General features: G+C 65.1%; 17 protein-coding genes and 1 pseudogene. 8 read left to right on the top strand and 10 right to left on the bottom strand.

Going from position 1 to position 22,149, the window contains the following annotated elements; translation table 11 throughout:
* The 9 genes and pseudogenes from EN738_RS11305 to EN738_RS11265 form a co-directional block, all read right to left on the bottom strand.
* Positions 1-346 (bottom strand): annotated as a pseudogene (locus tag EN738_RS11305) (FkbM family methyltransferase); the annotation flags it as partial.
* Entirely contained in the window at positions 343-1,584 is a 1,242-nt protein-coding gene (locus EN738_RS11300; RefSeq protein WP_127283748.1) for a DUF2029 domain-containing protein, read from the bottom strand. The pseudogene EN738_RS11305 and the gene EN738_RS11300, both read right to left, overlap by 4 nt.
* Positions 1,585-1,602: 18 nt before the next feature.
* Positions 1,603-3,069, bottom strand: a complete 1,467-nt coding sequence (locus EN738_RS11295) for an aspartate aminotransferase family protein (RefSeq protein WP_189340632.1) — start codon at positions 3,067-3,069, stop codon at positions 1,603-1,605.
* 33 nt (positions 3,070-3,102) lie between these two features.
* Positions 3,103-4,110 (bottom strand): NAD(P)-dependent oxidoreductase, encoded by a 1,008-nt coding sequence (locus tag EN738_RS11290; RefSeq protein ID WP_127283746.1) that lies wholly within the window; start codon positions 4,108-4,110, stop codon positions 3,103-3,105.
* Positions 4,107-4,541 carry an EamA family transporter gene (locus tag EN738_RS11285; protein ID WP_127283745.1) on the bottom strand — a complete coding sequence of 145 codons (435 nt, stop codon included), beginning with the start codon at positions 4,539-4,541 and terminating at the stop codon, positions 4,107-4,109. The genes EN738_RS11290 and EN738_RS11285 overlap by 4 nt, the downstream gene beginning before the upstream one ends.
* A 121-nt stretch (positions 4,542-4,662) precedes the next feature.
* A complete protein-coding gene (locus EN738_RS11280; RefSeq protein WP_127283744.1) occupies positions 4,663-6,009 on the bottom strand; it encodes an FAD-binding oxidoreductase in 1,347 nt (448 codons plus the stop codon).
* A gap of 2 nt (positions 6,010-6,011) precedes the next feature.
* Positions 6,012-7,445, bottom strand: a complete 1,434-nt coding sequence (locus EN738_RS11275) for a UbiA family prenyltransferase (protein ID WP_127283743.1) — start codon at positions 7,443-7,445, stop codon at positions 6,012-6,014.
* A 220-nt stretch (positions 7,446-7,665) separates the two neighbouring features.
* A complete protein-coding gene (locus EN738_RS11270) occupies positions 7,666-7,929 on the bottom strand; it encodes a hypothetical protein (protein ID WP_187331283.1) in 264 nt (87 codons plus the stop codon).
* Between the two features lie 292 nt (positions 7,930-8,221).
* Complete coding sequence (locus EN738_RS11265) at positions 8,222-10,711, bottom strand: mechanosensitive ion channel family protein (RefSeq protein ID WP_127283741.1); 2,490 nt, start codon at positions 10,709-10,711, stop codon at positions 8,222-8,224.
* A gap of 204 nt (positions 10,712-10,915) precedes the next feature.
* On the opposite strand from EN738_RS11265, the gene EN738_RS11260 reads away from it, so the two are divergent.
* From EN738_RS11260 to EN738_RS11240, 5 genes are all read left to right on the top strand, one after another.
* The gene (locus tag EN738_RS11260) at positions 10,916-12,175 is read left to right on the top strand and encodes a sarcosine oxidase subunit beta (RefSeq protein ID WP_127283740.1); all 1,260 of its coding nucleotides are present in this window, start codon (positions 10,916-10,918) and stop codon (positions 12,173-12,175) included.
* Between the two features lie 11 nt (positions 12,176-12,186).
* Complete coding sequence (locus EN738_RS11255) at positions 12,187-12,483, top strand: sarcosine oxidase subunit delta (RefSeq protein ID WP_127283739.1); 297 nt, start codon at positions 12,187-12,189, stop codon at positions 12,481-12,483.
* The gene (locus tag EN738_RS11250) at positions 12,480-15,473 is read left to right on the top strand and encodes a sarcosine oxidase subunit alpha (RefSeq protein WP_127283738.1); all 2,994 of its coding nucleotides are present in this window, start codon (positions 12,480-12,482) and stop codon (positions 15,471-15,473) included. The genes EN738_RS11255 and EN738_RS11250 overlap by 4 nt, the downstream gene beginning before the upstream one ends.
* Complete coding sequence (locus EN738_RS11245; RefSeq protein WP_127283737.1) at positions 15,466-16,068, top strand: sarcosine oxidase subunit gamma; 603 nt, start codon at positions 15,466-15,468, stop codon at positions 16,066-16,068. Before EN738_RS11250 ends, EN738_RS11245 begins: the two co-directional genes overlap by 8 nt.
* Before the next feature lie 264 nt (positions 16,069-16,332).
* Positions 16,333-17,715, top strand: coding sequence for an MFS transporter (locus EN738_RS11240; RefSeq protein WP_245494475.1), 1,383 nt, complete (start codon positions 16,333-16,335; stop codon positions 17,713-17,715).
* A gap of 25 nt (positions 17,716-17,740) precedes the next feature.
* On the opposite strand, the gene EN738_RS11235 is transcribed toward EN738_RS11240, so the two are convergent.
* Positions 17,741-18,445, bottom strand: coding sequence for a nitroreductase (locus EN738_RS11235; RefSeq protein ID WP_127283735.1), 705 nt, complete (start codon positions 18,443-18,445; stop codon positions 17,741-17,743).
* Positions 18,446-18,681: 236 nt separating this feature from the next.
* On the opposite strand from EN738_RS11235, the gene EN738_RS11230 reads away from it, so the two are divergent.
* The 3 genes from EN738_RS11230 to EN738_RS11220 form a co-directional block, all read left to right on the top strand.
* The gene (locus tag EN738_RS11230; protein WP_127283734.1) at positions 18,682-19,269 is read left to right on the top strand and encodes an XRE family transcriptional regulator; all 588 of its coding nucleotides are present in this window, start codon (positions 18,682-18,684) and stop codon (positions 19,267-19,269) included.
* Between the two features lie 15 nt (positions 19,270-19,284).
* Complete coding sequence (locus tag EN738_RS11225; protein ID WP_127283733.1) at positions 19,285-21,738, top strand: FAD-dependent oxidoreductase; 2,454 nt, start codon at positions 19,285-19,287, stop codon at positions 21,736-21,738.
* Positions 21,735-22,149 (top strand): homocysteine S-methyltransferase family protein (locus EN738_RS11220; protein ID WP_145966840.1); only part of this gene is annotated, 415 nt, incomplete at its 3' end. The genes EN738_RS11225 and EN738_RS11220, both read left to right, overlap by 4 nt.

Here is a 22,149-nt window from a genome sequence, read left to right as displayed (position 1 = left end):
TATGAACGGTGATCGTCCCCCTGGTCCGCGTCACCGCCACAGGCTCGATGATGAAGCGCCCGGTATCGGGATAGTTGGCGCGCAGGCGCTTCTGATTGTAGGGGATCGGTTCGACCAGCATCGCCCGCGCCCGCGCAATGCGGTGCAGCCAGGGCGTCACGTCGTCGAACAGCGCGCCGTCGCAGGCGCCGACATTGACCATCTGGAACGGCCTGCCGCCGAAGCGTGCCTTCAGCGCCGCCCGGGCGAGGAATTTCGTGCCGCGCAGCGCCGGCCCGCGATCGAGCAGCCCGGCCGGAAGGCCGAACGAGAGCGCGATGCGCGCCAGGTTGGAAGCGGAACTCATTGCGGGTCTCCGGGCTTGTCTCCGCCAACGACGTGCGGCGCGACGCGACGCTGGCCGGCCGAGGCCCATAGCGCCATCAGCGGGCAAGCAAGCAGCAGGAAGGGCGGCAGCAGGTTGGGGAAATAGATGCGTGTGTCGTGGATCGGGAACACCGTGAACTTGGCCAGAACGCCGAGCACCAGCGCCGCAAGCAGGATACCGGCGCGACGATCGAGGCGGAAACCGGCGCGGCCAAGCGCGTACCATCCGGCCAGCGCTAGCACCGAGACGCCCACCCAACTGTTGGCGTTGATCGCACGCAGCAGCGAGGCGGCGAAGGCCTTGAGGTAGGCCGCGAGCGAGAATGGCGGCTCGAAGCCGTCCATATTGTAGTGCTGCTCGATCGTGGAGAACCACAGATGCGGCCACCAGCCAGGGTGCTGGGCCCAGTGCGAAATGGCGAAATAGGCAATGAAGGAGGCGGCAAAGCCCGCCAGCGCGCCCCAGGCCCTTTGCCGGAAGATGATGAGCAGCATTGCGAAGATGGCCAGGAAGACGATGTTGTCCGGCCGCGCCATGAAGGCGAGGAACAGCAGGATCGCGGTCGCCGCCTCGCGTTTGCGCACATAGGCGAACAGGCCGCCGAGGAACAGTGCGGAGCACATCAGGTCCGGCGTCGACGCGCGCGCCGCGTCGCCGAAATCGGCCATGATCAGCACCGCGCCGACTATCGGAGCCAAGGCCAGCGCGCCTTCCGAACGCAGCCAGATGAGCGTGATGCCGCCGAACAGCAGCACCGAGACCACGGAGACCAGCCGCATAGCCTCGACCGGCGACACGACATGGCTGAGGCCGGACAGGATCTCGGCATAGAGGAACTTGATCCGGTACATGCCGAGCAGCGAATGGAAGTCGGCGGCATTTTCCGCCATATGGCTGCGGTAGCCGCCGCCATCGTCGGTCAGCGTCTTGTAGTCGGCGGCCGAGACGCCCGCCTTAACCGTGCTGTAGGCATAGTCGTGCAGGACCTGCGGATCGGGATAGGTGCCTTCCTCGGCGACCGCCAGATAGGGCAGCATATCCCAGTTGGCGTCGGGCATGATCCAGGCCGTTGCCGCCGTCAAAAGGATGTAGAGCGAGAAAGCCGCCGCGCCGATGGGTGCCGCCAGCCGCGCATAGGTCCCCTCGCCCCAGGCGAGACCAGCCCCGGCGAACCGGTCGAGCGGATTGGTCGGGACAGTCGGCGGCCTGGTCAGCATCGTTCTGCTCAGCGCCCTCTACTTGCCGACCTGGCTTTTGACGAAATCCTTCACGATCGCCACGATGCCGCGCGACAGAAGGTTGTCGAAGGCATCGACGAAGCGGTCGACATGCTCGCGCTGGCAGATCAGCGGCGGCTCCAGCCGGATGACGTTGCGATTGTATTCGGTGAAGGCCACGAGCACGTCGTAGTCGCGCAACAACAGCGAGCCGACGAAGCCGGACAGCGAGCCCTTCAGCTTGTCGTCGAGCACGCTGACGATTGGCCTCAGCACCATCGGCAAGGTCTGCGAGAAATCGTGGAACTCGAGCCCGATCATAAAACCCCTGCCGCGCACGTCCTTGATGATCTTCGGATACTTCTCCTTGAGCGCCTGCAGCCGCTGCAGAAGGTAGTCGCCCGTCGCGGCCGCATTGTCGATCAGGCCTTCGTCGTAGAGCACGTTGAGCCCCTCGATCGCGGTGACGCAGGCTTCGCCCATGCCGCCGAAAGTCGCCATGGCATGGATCATCGCCGTCTTCGGCGTGCCATAGGCCTTCATGTATACGTCGCGCCTGGCGATCATGGCGCCGACCGCCGCCTTGCCGGCGCCGAGCGATTTCGCCAGCGCCGTCACATCCGGCACGACACCGTAGTGCTCGAAAGCGTAGAAGCGGCCGGAACGGCCATAGCCGCACTGCACCTCGTCGGCGACCCACAGCACGCCGTACTGGTCGCAAAGCGCGCGCAGCTTCTGCCAGTATTCGGCAGGCGCCTGGATGATGCCGCCGCCGCCCTGGATGGTTTCGAGCACGATGACGCCGATCTCGGGATCGCTCCTGAACAGGCGCTCGACCGCATCGATGTCGGCGAAGGGCACCCGCACGACATTGTCCGCCACCTTGAAGTCGGCGCGGTAGAGCGAACCGTCGGTGATCGCCAGCACGCCCTTGGTCTTGCCGTGGAATGAATTCTCCGCATAGACGACCTTCGGCCGCTTCGGGCCGGCGGCGCGCTCGGCAAGCTTCACAGCCGCTTCCATGGCTTCCGAACCGGACGAGCCGAGGAACACCATGTCGAGGTCGCCGGGCGAGCACTTGGCGATGTTGTGCGCAAGCGCCGCTGCATATTGCGACATGAAAGCGATGGCGATTTCCTGCCGCTTCTCCTCCTGGAATTTCTTGCGTGCTTCGAGGATGCGCGGGTGGTTGTGGCCGAAGGCCAGCGAGCCGAAGCCGCCGAAGAAGTCGAGGATCTTGCGGCCGTTCTGGTCGATGTAGAACATGCCCTCGGCGCGCTCGATCTTGACCTTGTGGAAGCCGAGCAGCTTCATGAAATGCAGCTGGCCCGGATTGAGATGGGCCTTGAACAGGTCGGTGATGCGGGCGACGTCCATCGCCTTGGCCTGCTCGACGCTCATCAGCTCGGGCTTGGCGATGGTGGCGGGCGACAGCGCCGGCGCCTCGACCAGCGTGCGCGTGCTCGTGTGTTCCGGCTTGGCCATGACGGTCATCTGAAAATCTCCCCTTCGTCGCCTTTATTCGGCAGGAACGTGTTTGGTGGCGACGGCGTGGCCGTCCTTCTTGGCGCGGTACTCGCTGTAGGCGGCGATCAGCATGTCCTCGTCGCGATATTGCGGCACCCAGCCGAGCTGGCGCTCGGCCTTGGACACGTCGAGCACGCACTCCTCGTCGGCGATCAGATACTGCTCCGGATCCATGATCGGCATGTTCATGAGGTCGAGCAGGTCGAGCGTGCGCTTGACCGCCCAGCCCGGTGTCGGGATCAGGACCGATTTCGAACCGGCATGCCGGATCAGGTCGCCAAGCAGCTTCTTCACCGGCGGCGGGTTGAGGGAGCCGAGATTATAGGCCTCGTTCGGCACGCCGGCCTTCCAGGCCGCGCGGGCAGCTTCCGCGCAGTCGAAAACAGAGATGAACTGGTAGGGATTCTTGCCCGAGCCGATCATAGGCACGGGCAAATTCCAGTCGATCAGCTTGAACAGTTTCTCCAAAATGCCGAGGCGGCCGGGACCGATGATCAGGCGCGGCCTGAACAGCGAGATTGACATGCCGCGCTTGCGCCATTCGGCAGCCAGCTCCTCGGTCCTCAACTTCGACAGGCCGTACTCGCCGAGCGGCGCGACCGGATGCTCCTCGGTCATCGGCATCGTCACCGTGTGCCCGTAGATCATGTCGGTCGTGTAGTGGACGAGCTTCGAGGCGCCGGCCTTGTCCATCGCCTTCATGATGTTCTCGGTGCCGTGGAAATTCACCGGGAAGAAGAAGTCGTGCCGCTTGGCGCGCACCTGGATCGGCGACAGCATCTTCGCCGACAGGTTGTAGACCATGTCCTCTCCCCTGAGCCCGACGGTCGCGACAGAGGCCGGATCGGTGACGTCACATGTGACGAAACGAGCCGAGCGATAATGCGGCAGATCGCTCTTGACGATGTCGGCGACAACGACCTCTTCGCCGTCGGCAACAAGCTTGGGGGCAAGGTGGCGGCCGACGAAACCGTCGCCGCCGAAAATCACATGTCTCATCGAACGATCTCGCTTGTGCCGATCTTGTCTTGGGTGATGGAAGCGGTCCGGTCCTCGTGCCCTCGCCCACTTTGGGCGATCAGCACCGTGCCGACGCAGATGCAGGCGATGCCAGCGACGCGCCAGCCATTGAGGTCCTCGCGGAAAACGAAATAGGCGAAGACGGCGACCGCGACATAGGCGAGGCTAAGAAATGGATAGGCGAAGCTGAGCTCGACTTTGGACAGCACATAGAGATGCGAAGCCATCGAGATGACGAAGGTGCAGAGCCCGAGGAACACCCACGGGCTGAAGACGATCTGCAGCAGCTTTAGCAGCGGATTGGTGCCCTCGAACGAAATTGGCCCGAGCGACATCATGCCTTGCTTCAGCATCAGCTGGGCCGCCGCATTGGTCATGACCGTGAAGAGAATGAAGACGATGTATTTCATTGTTGCCACCCCGCCCGCAGCGGTCCTATCACAAACCTGCAAACATTTCGTGAAGTCACGTGACTGTTTGAGTAAACCCTGGCTTTAACGCTTCTTTTACCAAGATTTATTCGAATTCTACCTATTCCGCTGCTTGCGCAGCTCCCTGCCGTTCATCCAGTTTCTTTGCCGTGCGCGCCCAGAAGTCGGACATGAAGGCGGGATCGCGCACAGCTTCCAGCCGCGGCCAGTCCGGGAAGGATGCCGCGAAGGTCTCGGCGCCCATGCGCGCGTCCTTGTATGGGTTGACCGCGCCGCCCGCCTCGATCGTAATGCGGTCGAGTTCGGCAAGCAGCCTGAGCGTCTTTTCGCCCCGGTTGGGGAAGTCGAGCGTCAGCGTGAAGCCTGGCCTCGGGAACGACAGCAGCGCCGGCGAGTGGACCTTGCCAAAACGCTTCAGCACGGTGAGAAAGGACCCCTGCCCGGCGCGCCTTGCCGCTTCCAGCAGCGCCGGCACGGCATGCCGCGCCGGCCCCTCCGGCACCACGCTCTGGTGCTGGAAAAGGCCCTTCGGTCCATAGAGCCGGTTCCAGTCGCCAACACCGTCGAGCGGAAAGAAAAAGCCCTGGTAGCCGACCTGGCGCGGCGCCGCCGATCGCCCCTTCTTCCATCGATAGGCAGCATTGAAAGCAGTCAGGAACGGCCGGTTGAGCACATTGAATGGCGGCTGCAGCGGCACCGAAAGGCGCGCGCCGGCACGGGACGCCGCATGCAAACCATGCTCGGCATGGTTGCCGGTGAACAGCAGGCCGCGCCCTCGCCCTCCGGCGAGCTGGTCGATCCAGGCGACGGCGTACTCATTGGCCTGGTCGGCCGCTTCGGTCAGCTCGAAGAATTCGCCGAGATCGCCAAAGGGCGTCGCCTTCTCGACGATGTCGAGCGAAGGCACCCGCATGAGCCGGATCGACGCCGACAGGATCAGCCCGGTCAGCCCCATGCCGCCGATGGTTGCCCGAAACAGCCGGGCATTGCTGGTCGCCGAGCAGCGATAGGTCTTGCCGTCCGAGCGCAGCAGCGTCAGCGATTCGACATGGCAGCCGAAGGTGCCGCGCCGGTGATGGTTCTTGCCGTGGACGTCGTTGGCGATTGCCCCGCCGAGCGTCACGAACTGCGTGCCGGGAACCACCGCCGGGAAAAAGCCGTGGGGTGCGGCGTGGGCGATGATGTCGCACAACAGAACGCCGGCATCCGCCTCCAGCACACCCGTCTCGGCGTTGAACGCGCGGACGCGGTTGAGCGGCCGCATGTCGACCACCGAGCCGGCCTGGTTCTGGCAGGTGTCGCCATAGGAACGGCCATTGCCATAGCCGAGCAAGGAACCGTCCTTCGCCGCGCCGCTCTTCAGCAGCGCGATGGCGTCTTCCGCAGGGATCGCATGGCGCGCCGCCGGCGTGGCGCGGCCGAAACTTTGGAAACTGTAAGCGGCCATGCTCACCAGCCTCCGGCAACCAGGAACGCCGCGCCGATGGCGACGACGATCTGGCTGCGCCAGTCGCGGATGATGAAGACGACCGGATCGTCATGCATCTCGTCGCGGCGGGCGAGGATCCAGACGCGCATGGTGAGATAGAGCACGATCGGCGCCAGTGGCCAGACCAGCCACGGATGCGGATAGAGTTCGCGCACCGAGACGCTGTCCATGTAGAGCGCCAGCACCAGCGCCGAGGAGAAGGCCGAGGCCATGCCCGCCTGGGCGACGATCTCCTGGTCCTCGGTGCGGTAGCCGCGGCCGGCAATGCGCTCGCCGGCCGGGATGGCGGTGGTGCGCAATTCGACGAAGCGCTTCACCAGCGCCAACGACAGGAAGAAGAAGATCGAGAAGGCGAGCAGCCAGAACGAGACGTCGACGCCGGTCGCCGCCGCGCCCGCCAGCACCCGGATCGTGTAGAGGCCGGCGAGCGTCAGCACGTCGACCAGCAGCATGCGCTTGAACGACAGCGAATAGGCCGTGGTGACGACCATGTAGCCGCCCAGCACGCCGAGGAATTCGATCGGCAGCGCCAGTCCGGCGGCAATGCCGATGGCGATCAAGGCCACCATCGCGCCGAAGCCGAAAGGGATCGACAGCGCGCCGCTTGCGAAGGGGCGATAGCGCTTGGTCGGATGCTTGCGGTCGAGCGCGAGGTCGAAGAAGTCGTTGAGGATATAGATGGCCGAGGCCACCGCGCTGAAGGAAATGAACGCCAGCACGCATTCCCAGATCATGTCGATGTTGAAGTACTCGTGCGACAGCACCATCGGTACCGCGATCAGCGCGTTCTTCAGCCATTGATGCACGCGCAGCATCTTGACGAATGTCTTCAAGGTCGGCTTCGGCGCCGCAACCGTTTCGCCGCCATGCGCGGCCTGCCAGCGCGCCGCATGACGGTCGGGCGCCACGATGATCGCGCTATGCGCGGCGTCGAAGACCTTGAGGTCGTGCCGGCTGTTGCCGGCATAGTCGAAGCCGCCGTCGCCATAAGCGGCGACCAGCGAGTCGCGTTTCCTGCCCGAGGTCATGTTGTGCGGGCCATCGGTCGCCAGCACGCGATCGAAAATGCCGAGATGCGAAGCGATCGCCTCCGCGAACTTGCGCGGCGTGCCGGTCGCCAGCACGATCAGGCGGCCCTCGTGGTGATCGGTGCGAAGCCGCTCGAGCAGCACCTCACGATAGGGCAGCGAAGCCGGATCGATATCGATGCGGGCGGCGATCTCCTGCTTCAAGCGCGCCGGGCCGCCTGCCAGCCAGAACGGCACCATGAAGACATAGAGCGGGTTCTTCTTGAGAAGGATGAACAGGCCTTCCCACAGAAGATCGGTTGCAATCAGCGTGCCGTCGAGATCGACCGCAAGCGGAATTGCGTTCCTATCCGACCGCGCGTCCATGATTCCCTGCCTGCCTGATCCTTCGCGCCGCGTTTGGGCGTCTTCGCGACCGGTATAGCGGGGAACGGCGTAGCGAACGTTAAAACGCCCGGTTGCATCCGGTGTGTACGGTGGTATTTCCCCCGTCATTGTTAAACGACTGCTACCGGAAACAATAAAAGGCCGGGCAATGTGCCCGGCCTTCGCAAGAGATGTTACCTTGGTTACTTGGTGCGGACGACTACTTGATGCGGCCGACGCCGCCCGAGATCTCGACCGTCTCCGAGCCGGTCAAGGCTTCGAGGTCACCATTCGGCAAGGTGACGAAACAGCCGTTCGGGCAGAATTCCACGGTTTCGCCGGCGGCCAGCGCCAGCTCCGTCTTGCCGCCGCCCTCGGTCACGATCAGCGTCCTGGTCTCGGCGTCCTTGTTGACCGCGCTGGCGGCAAAAGCCGACCCGCTCACGGCCAGGAAAGCGATGGCGGCGACGACAGACTTCCACATTTTGCAATACCGGTGTTTCCACACCGCCTCTTGTTGCATTTCGCAAGGCATTCTCGCCCTTTGCATGCGAGCTTATATGAGATCGAAGCTGAACCGCAACTGAATGCCGCATTCATGCCGCAATTGGTTAGCGAGCACGCTGCGGCGTCTCCAAGGTGTACTGAGATTCAGGTCAGGCCGTGTCGAAAACGCTGGGTTCCGAGAACCGGAGCGAAGCGTTTAAAGTACGTGAGCACCGGAAGCGCAGGCAGCCGCCGTTTGCAGGCCGGCCTCACCTGAATATCAGCCCACCTCAATCCGGGTCGGGCTTGCTGCCCTTGCGCCTGGACTTCGCCAGGCGCGCCTTCTCTACCGCGGCTTCGGCCTCCGCTTGCTCCTTGTCGGCGAAGTCGACCTCCATCTTGTCGTCGTCGAGCGGCCATGCCTCGGGCTTCTTCGTCTCGACCACGGCGCGCGGCGTCGACGGGATCTCGATGTGCTCGCTGTTGAACTCATCGAAGATGGCGAAACGGATGTCGTTCTGGACGATGTTGCCGTTGAGGATGTCGGCGAGGAAGACGCGGATCTCGAATTCGAGTGCGGCGGCGCCGAAATTGGCGAACAGCACGAACGGCTCGGGGTTTTTCAGCACCAGCGGATGGCTGCGCGCGATGTCGAGCAAAAGGGCATGCACCCGCTTGACATCGCTGCCATAGGCGACCCCGACCTTGATATCGACACGGCCGAGCTTGTTGCGATGCGTCCAGTTGCCGACCGCATTGTTGATCAGGTTCGAATTGGGCAGGATCACCGACTGCCGCTGGAACGTCTCGATCTCGGTGGCGCGCACGCTGATCTTCCGGACCGTGCCTGTGGTGTCGCCGGCGACGATCCAGTCACCGACCTTGAACGGCCGCTCGGCGAGCAGGATCAGGCCGGAGACGAAGTTCGACACGACATTCTGCAGGCCGAAACCGATACCGAGCGACAGGGCGCCGGCAACGAGGGCCAGGTTCGACAGGTCGATGCCGGCCGCCGAGACGCCGACGAGGCCGGCAATGGCGACGCCGGCATAGCCGACCGCCAGCCGTATCGAGTTGCGCACGCCGGGATCGACCCTGCCGCGCGCCATCACTGAACCGTCGAGCCAGCCCTGGAACCAGCGCGTCAGGAAATAGCCGATGACGAAGACGACGATGCCGCTGAGGATGCCGGTGAACGAAATCGTCACCGAGCCGATGGTGACGCCCGTCGCCAGCTTATAGGCCCAGGCCTGGATGTCGCCGGGCTGGAACCCCCACATCAAAAGGATCAGCGGCAGGAACACCAGCACGATCATCAGGTTGATGGCGATGCTGACGACCAGGCCGAGCTGGTCGAGCGCGGTCTCGTCATAGCTGGAATTGGTGGTCAGCCAGCGCCCGATCGATGTGTCGGCGAAGCCGCCCTCCTCGCCGATCGCCCGCGCCGACAGGAAGCCGATATAGGCGGTGACGAGGACAGTGCCGGTGACCACCACCTGCAGGGAGACGAAGAGCGCAAGGCCGATATAGCCGAGCAGCGCCGCGGCGATGGTGAACAGGCCGAGCGCCACGGCGGTGACGCGAAGCCAGGCTGGCCACGGGCGCCATGTCCCATCCCTCGCCCGGAATGGCTTCAGCAATGCCATCAGGATCAGGATGACGCCTACGATGATGGTGGCGACGAAGCTTCTGGCAATGGTCAGCGACAGCGGCGAGCCCATCTTGTCGTTGACGACGGCCAGGAAATTGTTGAAGCCGATGACCACAGCCATCGCCGTCGTCAGCCGCACCAGCCAGCGCGCCGGGCCGGTTGCAACCGGGATCAGGCGCCAGTTCGGCAGGCGCGGCTCGAGTGCGGCATTGGTCAGCCGGTTGACGCAGAACACCACCGCGATGACGGCCAGCAGCGCATTGAGGAAGACGCCGATGTCGCCGCGCAGCACATTGTAATAATTGAAGAAAAACACAGTCGAGGCGAGGAACACTGTGAGCGCCGCGGACGGCAGCAGCGTCGACCAGAACGCCACGGAAAGCCGGCTGAGATAGGACGGCTCCTCGATGGACGGGTCGGGTTCGAAGATCCGCCCGAACAGTCGCCGGCCGCCGACCAGCAGCACCGCCGCCAGCCCCAGCGCCATCAGGGCCGCCGCGAGCACGGCCTGGAGCTTGAATTTGAAGGCGAAGCTCAGCCAGGACACCACCGCCTTGTAGAGGCCGGTGAACTGATCGTGAGCATCGGAAAAGGCCTGCGGGCTGAGTGCGTCGGTCAGCTCGTAGCGTTTGGTCAGAACGTTGCGGAAAAGCTCGCTGCGCATGATGCCGATCCTGTCGATCAGCCCGTTGATGCGGATCGACAGGTTCTGCGCGCCGGCGATGACGGCGTTAATCTCCGCCTTTTCGGCGGCAAGCGCACCGCGCTCGTTGGTGACGATCGCGGGCTCCGGCGGCTGTCCCTGCGCCGGCGGCGGCCCCAGCACCTCGATGCGATTGTTGATGTCGGTGAGGCGCGACCGGAAGGCCAGCGCGCTGTTCAGCGCCGCCCGCGACATATCCTCGAGCTGCAGGCGGATGTCGACGAGCGCGGCGTCGTCCTCGGCATCGTCGGTGACCTTCTTTTCGAGACCATCGGTCTTGGCCGTCAGGTCCTGGACGACCTTCTGCTGGTCGGCGATCAGCTGGGCGGAACCCTGGCCGATCGCCTGCGCCATCGCGTCGAACGACGGCTGCGCCGACACGACGAGCATGAAGACCAGGATTAGGCGAAGCAACCGGAAGAGCATGACGTTGTTGGCGACTCGCTGCCGAAAGACTTGGAAAAACTCCGTTCTTGATAAAGACCGCCATACCCTGCGGCAAGCCGTCCCCGTCCATAGCCGCCGAACGGACCGGAGTCGGCCAGTCGAAAAGCGATGGCGCAATCTTGGCTTTGCGCCCGCCGCCTGCTCTATAGTCTGCCGCATCGCACAAACCGGACGACATGAAACATGGCGGAATATTCGGCCTTTTCGCTCCTCAAGAACGCGCTCAGCGGAAACCAGGACTGGAAGCCGGCCTGGCGCAAGCCGGACCCGAAGGCATCCTATGACGTGATCGTCATCGGCGGCGGCGGGCACGGCCTGTCGACCGCCTACTACCTTGCCAAGGAGCACGGCATCACCAACGTCGCGGTGCTGGAAAAGGGCTGGCTCGGCTCCGGCAATGTCGGCCGCAACACCACCGCGGTGCGCTCGAACTACCTTTTGCCGTCCAACACGCGCTTCTACGAGCATTCGATGAAGCTGTGGGAGAACCTGTCGCACGATCTGAACTACAATGTCATGTTCTCGCAGCGCGGCTGTCTCAACCTCGCGCATACGCCGGCCCAGTTCGATGACTATGCCAGGCGCGGCAACGCCATGCGCCATCTCGGCGTCGATGCCGAACTGATGACGGTCGACCAGATCAAGCGGCTGGTGCCTGTGCTCGACGTCTCCGGCTCGGCGCGTTTTCCGGTCATCGGCGGACTGATGCAGCGGCGCGCCGGCAGCGCCCGCCACGACGCCGTCGCTTGGGGCTATGCGCGCGGCGCCGACCGCCGCGGCGTCGACATCATCGAGAATTGCGAGGTCACCGGCTTCCTGCGCGACGGCGACCGCATCACCGGCGTGTCGACGACGCGCGGCGAAATCCGCGCCAGGAAGGTTGCGCTCGCCGTCGCCGGCAGCACCGGCCGCGTCATGCAACTGGCCGGCATCGACAAGATGCCGATCGAGAGCCACGTGCTGCAGGCCTTCGTGTCGGAATCGCTGAAGCCGATCATCGACACCATCCTGACCTTCGGCATGGGCCACTTCTACATCTCGCAGTCCGACAAGGGCGGCCTGGTCTATGGCGGCGACCTCGACGGCTACAACAGCTATGCCCAGCGCGGCAGCCTGCCCATCGTCGACGAGGTGATGAGCGAGATGCTGGCGCTGTTCCCGGGCCTGGCGCGCGTGCGCATGCTGCGCTCCTGGGGCGGCCTCTGCGACATGACGATGGACGGCTCGCCGATCATCACCACCGGCCCGCTGCCCGGCATGTATCTCAATTGCGGCTGGTGCTACGGCGGCTTCAAGGCGACGCCTGCCTCCGGCCTGTGCTTTGCTTGGACCATCGCCAAGGACGAGCCGCACGAGCTCAACGCGCCCTTCACGCTCGACCGCTTCTATCGCGGCCTCGTCATCGACGACAAAGGCCAGGGCGCGACGCCTCGGCTGCATTAGGGTTTAGATAAATGCTCATCACCTGTCCCTATTGCGGCCCGCGCGACGTCATCGAATTCACCTATCAGGGCGACGGCAACCGCGAGCGCCCGCAACCTGCCTCGCAGGACATCGACGCCTGGAACGCCTATGTCTACGACCGGCTGAACCCCGCCGGCGACCACAATGAGATCTGGCAGCATTCGGGCGGCTGCCGCGCCCATGTCAGGGTCGTGCGCAACACGCTGACGCATGACATCTCCAGCACCGCCTTCGCGCATGGCGGCCACAAATCCGCCGCGCGGCACAAGACGGAGGCGAAGTCGTGAGCCCGCGCCGCACTGAGACCGGCGGTCGCGTCGACCGCCTGCGCACCATCCGCTTCAGCTTCGACGGTGCTTCGTACACAGGCCATGCCGGCGACACGCTGGCCTCGGCGCTGCTCGCCAATGGCGTCACGCTGTTCGGCCGCTCGTTCAAATACCACCGCCCGCGCGGTGTGCTCACCGCCGGCGTCGAGGAGCCGAACGCATTGGTTACGGTGCTGCGCGGCGAGGTCCGCGAGCCGAACATCCCGGCCACCATGGTCGAGATCTATGACGGGCTCACCGCCGTCAGCCAGAACCGCTTCCCCTCGCTCGCCTGGGACGTCAGCGCGGTCAATCAGCTCGGCGGCAAGCTCCTGTCGGCAGGCTTCTACTACAAGACCTTCATGGGGCCCGTGATCGGCCCACTCAAGGGCACGCGTTTCTGGATGTTCTGCGAGCATTTCATCCGCCGCGCCGCCGGCCTCGGCAGGGCCGGCACCGCCGCCGACACGTCGCGTTACGAGCGCATGAACGCCTTCTGCGACGTGCTGGTGGTCGGCTCAGGTCCTGCTGGGCTGATGGCCGCCAAGGCTGCCGCCGACCAGGGCGCGCGGGTCATCCTCACCGAGCTGGAGCCGCGCTTCGGCGGCTCGGCCAACTGGTCCGGCGAGACGATCGACGGCATGCCGGCGGCCGACTGGGCGGCGCGCGCAGCCGGCCAGCTCGAAGGCAACGACAATGTGCGGCTTTTGCCGCGCACCACGGTCTGGGGCTACTATGACGGCAACACGCTTGCCGCGCTGGAGCGTGTCACCGACCACAAGGAGAGCCCCGCCAGGGGCGAGCCGCGCCACCGCTACTGGGCGATCCGCGCCAGGACCGTGGTGCTCGCCACCGGTTCCTTCGAACGGCCGCTGGTCTTTCCCGGCAATGACCGGCCGGGCGTCATGCTGGCGCATGCGGCGGAGCGTTACGCCAATGAATATGGCGTGCTGCCAGGCGAGCGGATTGCCCTCTTCACCAACAATGACAGCGCCTACCGTTCCGCCCTGGCACTGAAGCAGGCAGGGGCCGCGATCGTCGCCATCATCGACGTTCGCGCCGAGCTGTCGGATGAGATGCGCAGGCTGGCCACCGAAGCCGAGGCGGAAATCCTGTCCGGCCATGCCGTGATCGCGACGGAAGGCGGCAAGGCGCTCAACGGCCTCAAGGTGCAGCGCTTCGACATGCCGAGCGGCGCGCTCACCGGCGATGCGCGCAGCATCCACGCCGACTGCCTGCTGATCTCGGGCGGCTGGTCGCCGACCATCCACCTCGCCAGCCAGGCCGGCGCCAGGGCCGAGTGGGACGCTTCCCGCCAAGCTTTCCTGCCGCCCAAGCCGACGCAGCGCTGGGTCGGCGCCGGCGCCTTCACCGGCAGTTTCTCGACCGCCGAGGCCATTGCCGAAGGCCGCGCCGCGGGTCTCGCCGCCGCCGGCGGCCCTGGCACGCCGGCGGCGTTGCCGGACGTCGAAGCAGCGCCCGGCGAGCCCGATCCAGCGCCGGTGTTCGAGATCAAGGCAAAGGGCAAGAGCTTCGTCGATTTCCAGCACGACGTGACGGCGGAAGATGTGCGGCTGGCGCATCGCGAGGGCTTTGTCTCGGTCGAGCATCTGAAGCGCTACACCACGCTCGGCATGGCGACCGACCAGGGCAAGAGCTCCAACGTGCCGGGCCTCGCCATCATGGCCGAGGCGCTCGGCAAGCCGATCCCCGAGGTCGGCACGACGCGCTTCCGCCCGCCCTATACGGCGGTGTCGATCGGCTCGCTGGCGGCCGAGCGTTTTGGCGACGTCAAGCCCGAGCGGCTGACGCCGATGCATGACTGGCACATCGCCAATGGCGCGAGGATGTATTCGGCCGGACTCTGGTACCGGCCGATGATCTACGGGCTCGCCGGCGAGACGGTCGAGCAGGCCTATGTCCGTGAGGCCAAGGCCACCCGCGACAGCGCCGGCATCGTCGACGTCTCGACGCTGGGCAAGATCGCGGTGCAGGGGCCGGACGCGGCGGAGCTCCTCGACCGCGTCTACACCAACATGTTTTCCACGCTTGCCGTCGGCAAGGCGCGCTACGGCCTGATGCTGCGCGAGGACGGGCTTGCCTTCGATGACGGCACCACCTGGCGGCTTGGCGAACAGGACTTCCTGATGACCACCACCACCGCCAATGCCGGCAAGGTGATGCAGCATCTGGAATATTTCCTCGACGTCATCTGGCCGGAGCTGAAGGTCACCGTCACCTCTGTGACCGACGAATGGGCTGGCGCCGCCATCGGCGGGCCGAAGGCGAGAGCCATCCTTGCGGCCTGCGTAACCGGCAGCGCCGTCGACAACGCCACCCTGCCCTTCATGGGCATCGTCTACGGCCAGATATCAGGCGTGCCGGTGATGATCTGCCGTCTCTCCTTCTCCGGCGAGATGGCCTTCGAGGTCTATTCCGGCGCCGGCTACGGCACCCATGTCTGGGAGGCGCTGATCGCGGCCGGCAAGCCGTTCGGCCTGGTCACCTACGGGCTCGAGGCGCTGGGCACGATGCGCATCGAGAAGGGCCATGTCACCGGCGCCGAGATCGACGGCCGCACCACGGCGCGCGACCTGCATCTCGACTGGATGCTGTCGAAGAAGAAGCCCTTCATCGGCTCGGCAATGATGGACCGCGAAGGATTGATCGCGCCTGACCGGCTGCAACTGGTCGGCCTGGTCTCGCTCGACAACCGCCCGCTCAACGGCGGCGCCCATATCGTCGAGGAACTGGACGAAGCCAATCCGCACAATTCGATCGGCCACATCACCGCCTGCTGCTACTCGCCGGCGCTCGGCAAGCATATCGCGCTGGCGCTGGTCAAGGGCGGCAAGGCCCGCCACGGCACGCGCGCCTTCGTCTCCGACCCATTGCGCAACCGGTTCGGTCCGATCGAGATCGTCTCCAACCACTTCTACGACCCGGACGGGAGCCGCATGCATGGTTGAACGCCAATTACCCGTGCGCTTGTCTCCGCTCGAGCCGGAGTACCATCCGGGCTCGCACGGCAATTTCGAACAAGGCGTCGACGTCATCCTGTCGGAGACGCGGCCGGGGTCGATCCTGCAGCTCGCCGCCTGGCCGGGCGAGGAGAAGCGGCTGATGTCGGCCATATATAAGGTTGCGGGCCTTGCCCTTCCGGACGGCGCAGGCGGCGGCGTCGCCAACGGCGTAAGAGCGGCGTTCGGCTTCGCCCCGGGCAAGTTCACCGTCGTCGACGAAGCCGAGGGCCTTGCGGCCGCGTTCTTCGGCGTCGTCACGCCGGACGTAGGCACCGTCACCGATCTGTCGCACGGCCGCACCGCGATCCGCATCGCCGGCCCGAAGGCCGAATGGGTGCTGGCGAAGTTCTTCGCCATCGATTTCGCCCTGACGGCCTTCCCGGTCGGCGCCGGCCGCTCGACAACGCATCACGACGTCTTCGCGCAGATCCAGCGCAGCGGCGGCGACCAGTTCGACATCTACGTCTTCCGCTCCTTCGCCCGCTCGTTCTGGAAGGCGCTGTGCCACGCCAGCGAGGAAGTCGGCTACGAGGTGCAGTAGAGCAATTCCAGGAAAAGTGTGCAGCGGTTTTCCGTCCGGAATTGCGTAAGACAAGAGGACAATTCTGGAAAAACACGCAGCTGGCACTACGGACGGCTGCAACTGCTGCTTGAGCCTTAGGCCAGCCGGGACGATAGATGGGAAATCACGGGCTCCTGTCGGGGCAGGTGCCCGTCCAGGCAACCCGTTCGACCATATCCTCCAATGACCGCAGAGACTTCGGCGACAGCCACAACCCGCTTTGCCCCGGCGGGCGAAGCGTCGATGCTTTTGCCGGCGACGGTCGCCTGCGGCGTCTTCATGACCAGTCTCGATCAGAATGTAGTGGTGACTGCGCTTCCCGGCATCGGTGAAAGCCTGGCCCGTCCGCCGAGCCAGCTTGGCCTGCTGATCACCGTCTATGTCGCCAGCCTCATCATCTCGATGCCGCTCGGCGGCTGGGCCGCCGACCGCTTCGGCCTGCGCAACGTCTATTGCTTTGCCCTGCTGGTCTTCGCCAGCGCCTCCGCGCTTTGCGGCCTCTCGGAGAACATCTGGATGCTGGTCGCCTCGCGCGCCCTGCAAGGTTTTGGCGGCGCGCTGATGGGCACGCTCGGCCAGGTGGTGATCCTGTCGAGCTTTCCGCGCGACCGCACGCTGAAGATCAACATGTACATTTCGCTGGCCGGCCAGTCCGGACCATTGGTCGGCCCGCTCGTCGGCGGCGCGCTCACCACCTACGTCTCGTGGCGCTGGATCTTCTACATCAACATCCCGATTGCGCTCATTGCCGCGCTGCTCGCCGCCTCGCTGTTCCCCTCCGCGACCAAGCCGGTCCGCACGCCGTTCGACTTTCCGGGCTTCCTGCTGGTCGGCAGCGGCATGGCGCTGCTCGTCTTCGGCATGGATTCGCTCGCCGCCAGGGACGCCGCCGCCAGCATCATCGCCGCCGAGTTGGGTGCGGCCGTCGCCATCCTGACCGTCGCGTCCTTCTATTGCCTGCGCGTCCGCAATCCGCTGCTCGACCTCAAGCTGCTGCGAATCCGCACCTTCCGCGTCAGCTTCCTGACCGGCGGCGGCCTCGATACGATCGGGCTGAGCTCGGTCGTCTTCCTGTTGCCGCTGATGTTCCAGCTCGGCTTCGGCATGAGCGCGGTGCAGGCGGGATCGCTGACCTTCGTTGCCGCGATCGGCTCGCTGCTGACGCGCTTCATGATGCCGCGCATCCTCAACCGCTTCGGCTTCCGCCGCGTGCTGGTCGCCAACACGCCGATCGTCGCCTGCCTGGTCGCTGGCTTCGCCTTGATGCAGGCAAGCCTGCCCGCCTGGATCGTGCTCGCCTATATCTTCGTCTTCGGCGTCTTCCGCTCGGTGCAATGGGCCTCGACCGGCAACCTGTCCTACTCGGACATCGCGCCCGAGCAACTCGGCCGCTTCAGCGCGCTCTACTACATCCTCTGGCAGCTTGCCGTGGCGGTCAGCGTCGGCCTGGCGGCGGCACTTCTGTCGCTGCTCGCCGGCGGCGGCCAGGCCAGCGTCAACGATTTCCGCATCCTGTTCGTCATCGAAGGCCTGATCACGCTCTGCGCCTTGTTCGCCTATCTGCGGCTGACGCCGCAGGACGGCGCCCATGTCAGCGGCCATGGCGCGCATATGAACACCGAGTAGGCTGCAGGCGTGGCGGTCGCGAGCCTTACTCGCTGAACGTCACCCATTCCTCGAGCGGCGCGCGGTCGGTGCGGAATTCGTTCTCCGGCTTCGACGTGTCCTCGTAGCCCAGCGCCATGCCGCAGACGACGATCTCCTCGTCGGGGATGTTGAGAACCGGACGGATCTGCCGGTGATAAGGCGCGAAGGCCGCCTGCGGGCAGGTGTGCAGGCCCCTGCCCCGCGCCGCCACCATGATGTTCTGCAGGAACATGCCGTAGTCGATCCACGAGCCCTTGTTCAGCCGCCGGTCGACGGTGAAGATCATGCCGACGGGCGCATCGAAGAAGACGAAGTTGCGGTCGTGCTGGGCACGCATCCTGTCGACCTCGCGCCGGCCAATGCCGAGCGCGCCGTAGAGGCCGAAGCCGTTGGCGCGGCGACGAGTGAGATAGGGTTCGAAGAACTGGTCGGGGTAGTAGCGATATTCGTCCCACTCCGCCTTCTCGGCGCGAATGCCGGAATTGAGGATGGCATCGGAGATGCGCTGCTTGACCTCGCCCTTGGTCACATAGACCCGCCACGGCTGCATATTCGTGCCGGAAGGCGCGCGCGAGGCAACGGAAAGGACCTCGCGGATCGTCTCGTCGTCGACCATGGCGGGCAGGAAGGCGCGCACCGAGCGGCGCGACGTGATCGCCTCGTCGACGATCGCCGCGTCCTTGGCAATCCGGCTGTTGTTCTCCAGCATGGGTCGTCCCTTTGCGCGTGGCCGGAAACCGAAACCGGTTCCCGCGAAGGACCACGCGCAGACTGCTTGAAACCTGGTCCACGACCGGACGTCCCCACCCGCCGTTCGTGGCCGAGCCTTTGCATGAACCGCAAAAAACGCGCAAGCAAATCTTGTGGGAGTATGAAAATACTCTTGATTTTTTCATGCGGCTGGCCTCTCATGAAATTAATCTGAATTTTTTCACCGGGAGGCCGATGACCCCGACCACCCTCAGATCGGAACAGGACAATGGCGAGCGGCTGCTGGCCGGCGACATCCGTGCGCTGCGCAAGGCGCGCGGGCTGACGCTGGCCGAGATCGGCCTGAAACTCGGCCGTTCGGTCGGCTGGGTCAGCCAGGTTGAGCGCGGCCTGTCGGTCCCTTCGCTCGGCGACCTTAGGGCCTTCGCCGAACTGTTCGGCGTGCCGCTCAGCCTGTTCTTCGGCCACGACGTGCCTACCGAGAAGGAGCGCCGCGTGGTCGTGCGCGCCGGCAGCAGGCGCTCGCTTGGCACAAGCGAATCCGGCCTCGTGGAGGAGCTTCTGTCGCCCGATCTCGGCGGTAGCTTCGAGATGTTGCGGTCGGTCTTCGCGCCGGGAGCGGAACTGAAGACCGAGGCGCGCCGCCCGACGGAAGAAGCCGGCTATGTCGTGTCGGGTGTTTTCGAGATCGAGATTGCCGGCGTCTGGCACCGGCTCGGCGAAGGCGACAGCTTTCGCTTCGAGGGCAAGCCGTTCCGCTGGCGCAATCCGGGCGCCGAACCGGCGGTGGTCATCTGGGTGGTTTCGCCACCTGTCTATTGATTGAAGGGGAAGAACATGGCGGGTTTGCCGAGCACGGCACGCGTGGTGATCATAGGAGGCGGTGTCGTCGGCGCCTCCTCGCTCTACCACCTCTGCAAGGCGGGCTGGACCGATTGCGTGCTTCTGGAAAAGAACGAGCTGACCTCCGGCTCGACCTGGCACGCCGCCGGCAACGTCCCGACCTTCTCGTCCTCATGGTCGCTGATGAACATGCAGCGCTATTCGACCGAGCTCTATCGCGGCCTCGCCGACGCGGTCGACTATCCGATGAACTATCACGTCACCGGCTCGCTGCGTCTTGCCCATACGAAGGAACGCATGCAGGAATTCCAGCGCGCCAAGGGGATGGGCCGCTACCAGGGCATGGATATCGACGTCGTCGGGCTCGACGAGATCAAGCGCCGCTATCCGTTCATCGAGACGCATGAGCTGAAAGGCGCGCTCTACGACCCGAGCGACGGCGACATCGATCCGGCGCAGCTGACCCAGGCGCTGGCCAAGGGCGCGCGCGACATGGGCGCCAGGATCATCCGCTTCTGCCCGGTCACCGGCGTGCGCCGCGAGAACGGCGAATGGGTGGTTGTCACGCCGCAGGGCGAGATCCGCTGCGAGATCGTCGTCAACGCCGCCGGCTACCGCGCCGCCGAGGTTGGAAAAATGTTCGGCCGCGAGGTGCCGATGATGGTGATGAGCCATCAATACATATTGTTCGAGGAAATCCCCGAGCTTGCCGCCTGGACCAGGGAACAGGGCAAGAAACTGCCGCTGCTGCGCGACGTCGACACCTCCTACTATCTGCGCCAGGAAAAGAGCGGCATGAATCTCGGCCCCTACGAGCGCAATTGCCGCGCGCATTGGGCGACCCACAACGACCCGATGCCCGAGGATTTTTCCTTCCAGCTCTTCCCCGACGATCTCGACCGGCTGGAGCACTATCTCGCCGACGCCGTCGCCCGCGTGCCGATCCTCGGCACCGCCGGCCTGTCCAAGGTCATCAACGGGCCGATCCCCTACGCGCCGGACGGCAACCCGCTGATCGGTCCGATGCCCGGCGTGCCGAACGCCTTCGAGGCCTGCGTCTTCACCTTCGGCATCGCCCAGGGCGGCGGCGCCGGCAAGGTGCTGGCCGAATGGATCACCGAGGGCCAGACCGAATGGGACATGTGGTCCTGCGATCCGCGCCGCTTCACGTCCTTTGCCGCGGCGCCCGACTATTGCGTCGCCAAGGGCATGGAGATCTACGGCAACGAATACGCCATCCAGTTCCCGCGCCATGCCTGGCCGGAGGGGCGCAACCGCAAGCTCTCGCCGCTGCACGATCGCATAAAGGCGCTCGGCGGCCAGTTCGACGCCTATAATGGCTGGGAGCGCGCCACCTGGTACGCGCATCAGGGTGACGACACATCGGAGGAATCGACGCTGACCTTCCGCCGCGACGGACCCTGGCAGCACCGTGTGCGCGAGGAATGCCTGGCGGTGCGCGACGCCGCCGGCATCCTCGACCTGCCCGGCTTCTCCCGCTTCAATCTCGAGGGCCCGGCCGCCGCCGACTGGCTGGCGCTGCAGGTCACCGGCCTGGTGCCGAAGCCCGGCCGCATCGGCCTCGTCTATTTCTCCGACGACAAGGGACGCATCGTCACTGAAATGTCGGTCGTGCGCCACGGCGAGGAGCAGATGACGCTGATCACCGCCGCGGTCGCCCAGTGGCACGACTTCGAATGGCTGAAATCGCGCATGCCGAAAGACGCCGCCTTCACCCTGACTGACCGCACCGAGGAATATGCGACGCAAATCCTCGCCGGCCCCAAGTCGCGAAAAATCCTTGCCGAGGTCTGCGCCGCCGACCTGACGCTTCCGTGGCTGACGCATCAGGAAACGACGATCGCCGGACGTTGGGCGAAGCTGGTGCGCGTCTCCTTCGCCGGCGAGCTCGGCTGGGAGATCCACACCAAGGTCGCAGACACGGCGACGGTGTTCGATGCTGTCTGGGCCGCCGGCCAGAAACACGGGCTGAAGCCCTTCGGCATGTACGCGCTCGATTCCCTGCGTCTGGAAAAGGGCTACCGCGCCTGGAAGGGCGACCTTTCGACCGACTATACGATCCTGCAGGGCGGGCTGGAGCGTTTCGTCAAATGGGACAAGCCAGACTTCCGCGGCAAGGCGGCACTGCTCAACGAGAAGCAGCAGGGCGTGAAGAAGCGCTTCGTCACCCTTGTCGTCGAGAACCCCGGCGAATGCGACGCGCCCTATATGTCGACGCTCTGGCATGACGGCAGGGTCGTCGGCGAGACGACATCGGGCGGCTATGGCCACCGGGTCGAGAAGTCGATCGCGCTCGGCATGCTGCGCGCCGATCTCGCCGAGCCCGGCGCGTCGGTCGAGGTCGAGATCTTCGGCGACCGCTTCAAGGCCGTGGTGCAGAAGGACGAGCCCCTCTGGGACCCGAAGAACGAAAGATTGCGGGCATGAAATCAGTGATCCTCACCGACGGCGGCATGGGCCAGGAACTGGTCCGGCGCAGCAAGTCCGAGCCGACGCCCTTGTGGTCGGCCAGGGTGCTGATCGACGAACCGGACCTGGTGCGCGACCTGCATGTCGAGTTCATCCAGGCGGGCGCCCGCGTCATCACCCTCAACACCTATTCCGCGACGCCCGAGCGCCTGGCGCGCGAAGGCGCGGAAGACCTGTTCAAGCCGTTGCAGAAGCGCGGCGTCGAGCTTGCCAGGCAGGCTTGCGAGCAAGCCGGCGATGCAGCCGTCGCCGGCTGCCTGTCGCCTCTGTTCGGCAGCTACGCGCCAGCGCTGACCATCTCCTACCAGGAGACGCTCGACACCTACCGCCGCATCGTCGCCGAGCAGGCCGACGGCGTCGACCTCTTCC

This window comes from Mesorhizobium sp. M4B.F.Ca.ET.017.02.2.1, from assembly GCF_003998955.1.
In the GTDB taxonomy this organism is placed as follows: Bacteria; Pseudomonadota; Alphaproteobacteria; order Rhizobiales; family Rhizobiaceae; genus Mesorhizobium; species Mesorhizobium abyssinicae.
The sequence above is the reverse complement of the archived record's forward strand: the minus strand, read 5'-3'. Positions and strand labels throughout refer to the sequence as shown.

Excerpts from the sequence above, each read along its gene's own strand:
- EN738_RS11275 (WP_127283743.1), bottom strand. The coding sequence starts at position 7,445 with ATGGACGCGCGGTCGGATAGGAACGCAATTCCGCTTGCGGTCGATCTC.
- EN738_RS11280 (WP_127283744.1), bottom strand. The coding sequence starts at position 6,009 with ATGGCCGCTTACAGTTTCCAAAGTTTCGGCCGCGCCACGCCGGCGGCG.
- EN738_RS11270 (WP_187331283.1), bottom strand. The coding sequence starts at position 7,929 with ATGTGGAAGTCTGTCGTCGCCGCCATCGCTTTCCTGGCCGTGAGCGGG.
- EN738_RS11225 (WP_127283733.1), top strand. The coding sequence starts at position 19,285 with ATGGCGGGTTTGCCGAGCACGGCACGCGTGGTGATCATAGGAGGCGGT.
- EN738_RS11300 (WP_127283748.1), bottom strand. The coding sequence starts at position 1,584 with ATGCTGACCAGGCCGCCGACTGTCCCGACCAATCCGCTCGACCGGTTC.
- EN738_RS11255 (WP_127283739.1), top strand. The coding sequence starts at position 12,187 with ATGCTCATCACCTGTCCCTATTGCGGCCCGCGCGACGTCATCGAATTC.
- EN738_RS11230 (WP_127283734.1), top strand. The coding sequence starts at position 18,682 with ATGACCCCGACCACCCTCAGATCGGAACAGGACAATGGCGAGCGGCTG.
- EN738_RS11285 (WP_127283745.1), bottom strand. The coding sequence starts at position 4,541 with ATGAAATACATCGTCTTCATTCTCTTCACGGTCATGACCAATGCGGCG.
- EN738_RS11265 (WP_127283741.1), bottom strand. The coding sequence starts at position 10,711 with ATGCTCTTCCGGTTGCTTCGCCTAATCCTGGTCTTCATGCTCGTCGTG.
- EN738_RS11295 (WP_189340632.1), bottom strand. The coding sequence starts at position 3,069 with ATGGCCAAGCCGGAACACACGAGCACGCGCACGCTGGTCGAGGCGCCG.
- EN738_RS11240 (WP_245494475.1), top strand. The coding sequence starts at position 16,333 with ATGCTTTTGCCGGCGACGGTCGCCTGCGGCGTCTTCATGACCAGTCTC.
- EN738_RS11290 (WP_127283746.1), bottom strand. The coding sequence starts at position 4,110 with ATGAGACATGTGATTTTCGGCGGCGACGGTTTCGTCGGCCGCCACCTT.
- EN738_RS11235 (WP_127283735.1), bottom strand. The coding sequence starts at position 18,445 with ATGCTGGAGAACAACAGCCGGATTGCCAAGGACGCGGCGATCGTCGAC.
- EN738_RS11245 (WP_127283737.1), top strand. The coding sequence starts at position 15,466 with ATGGTTGAACGCCAATTACCCGTGCGCTTGTCTCCGCTCGAGCCGGAG.
- EN738_RS11260 (WP_127283740.1), top strand. The coding sequence starts at position 10,916 with ATGGCGGAATATTCGGCCTTTTCGCTCCTCAAGAACGCGCTCAGCGGA.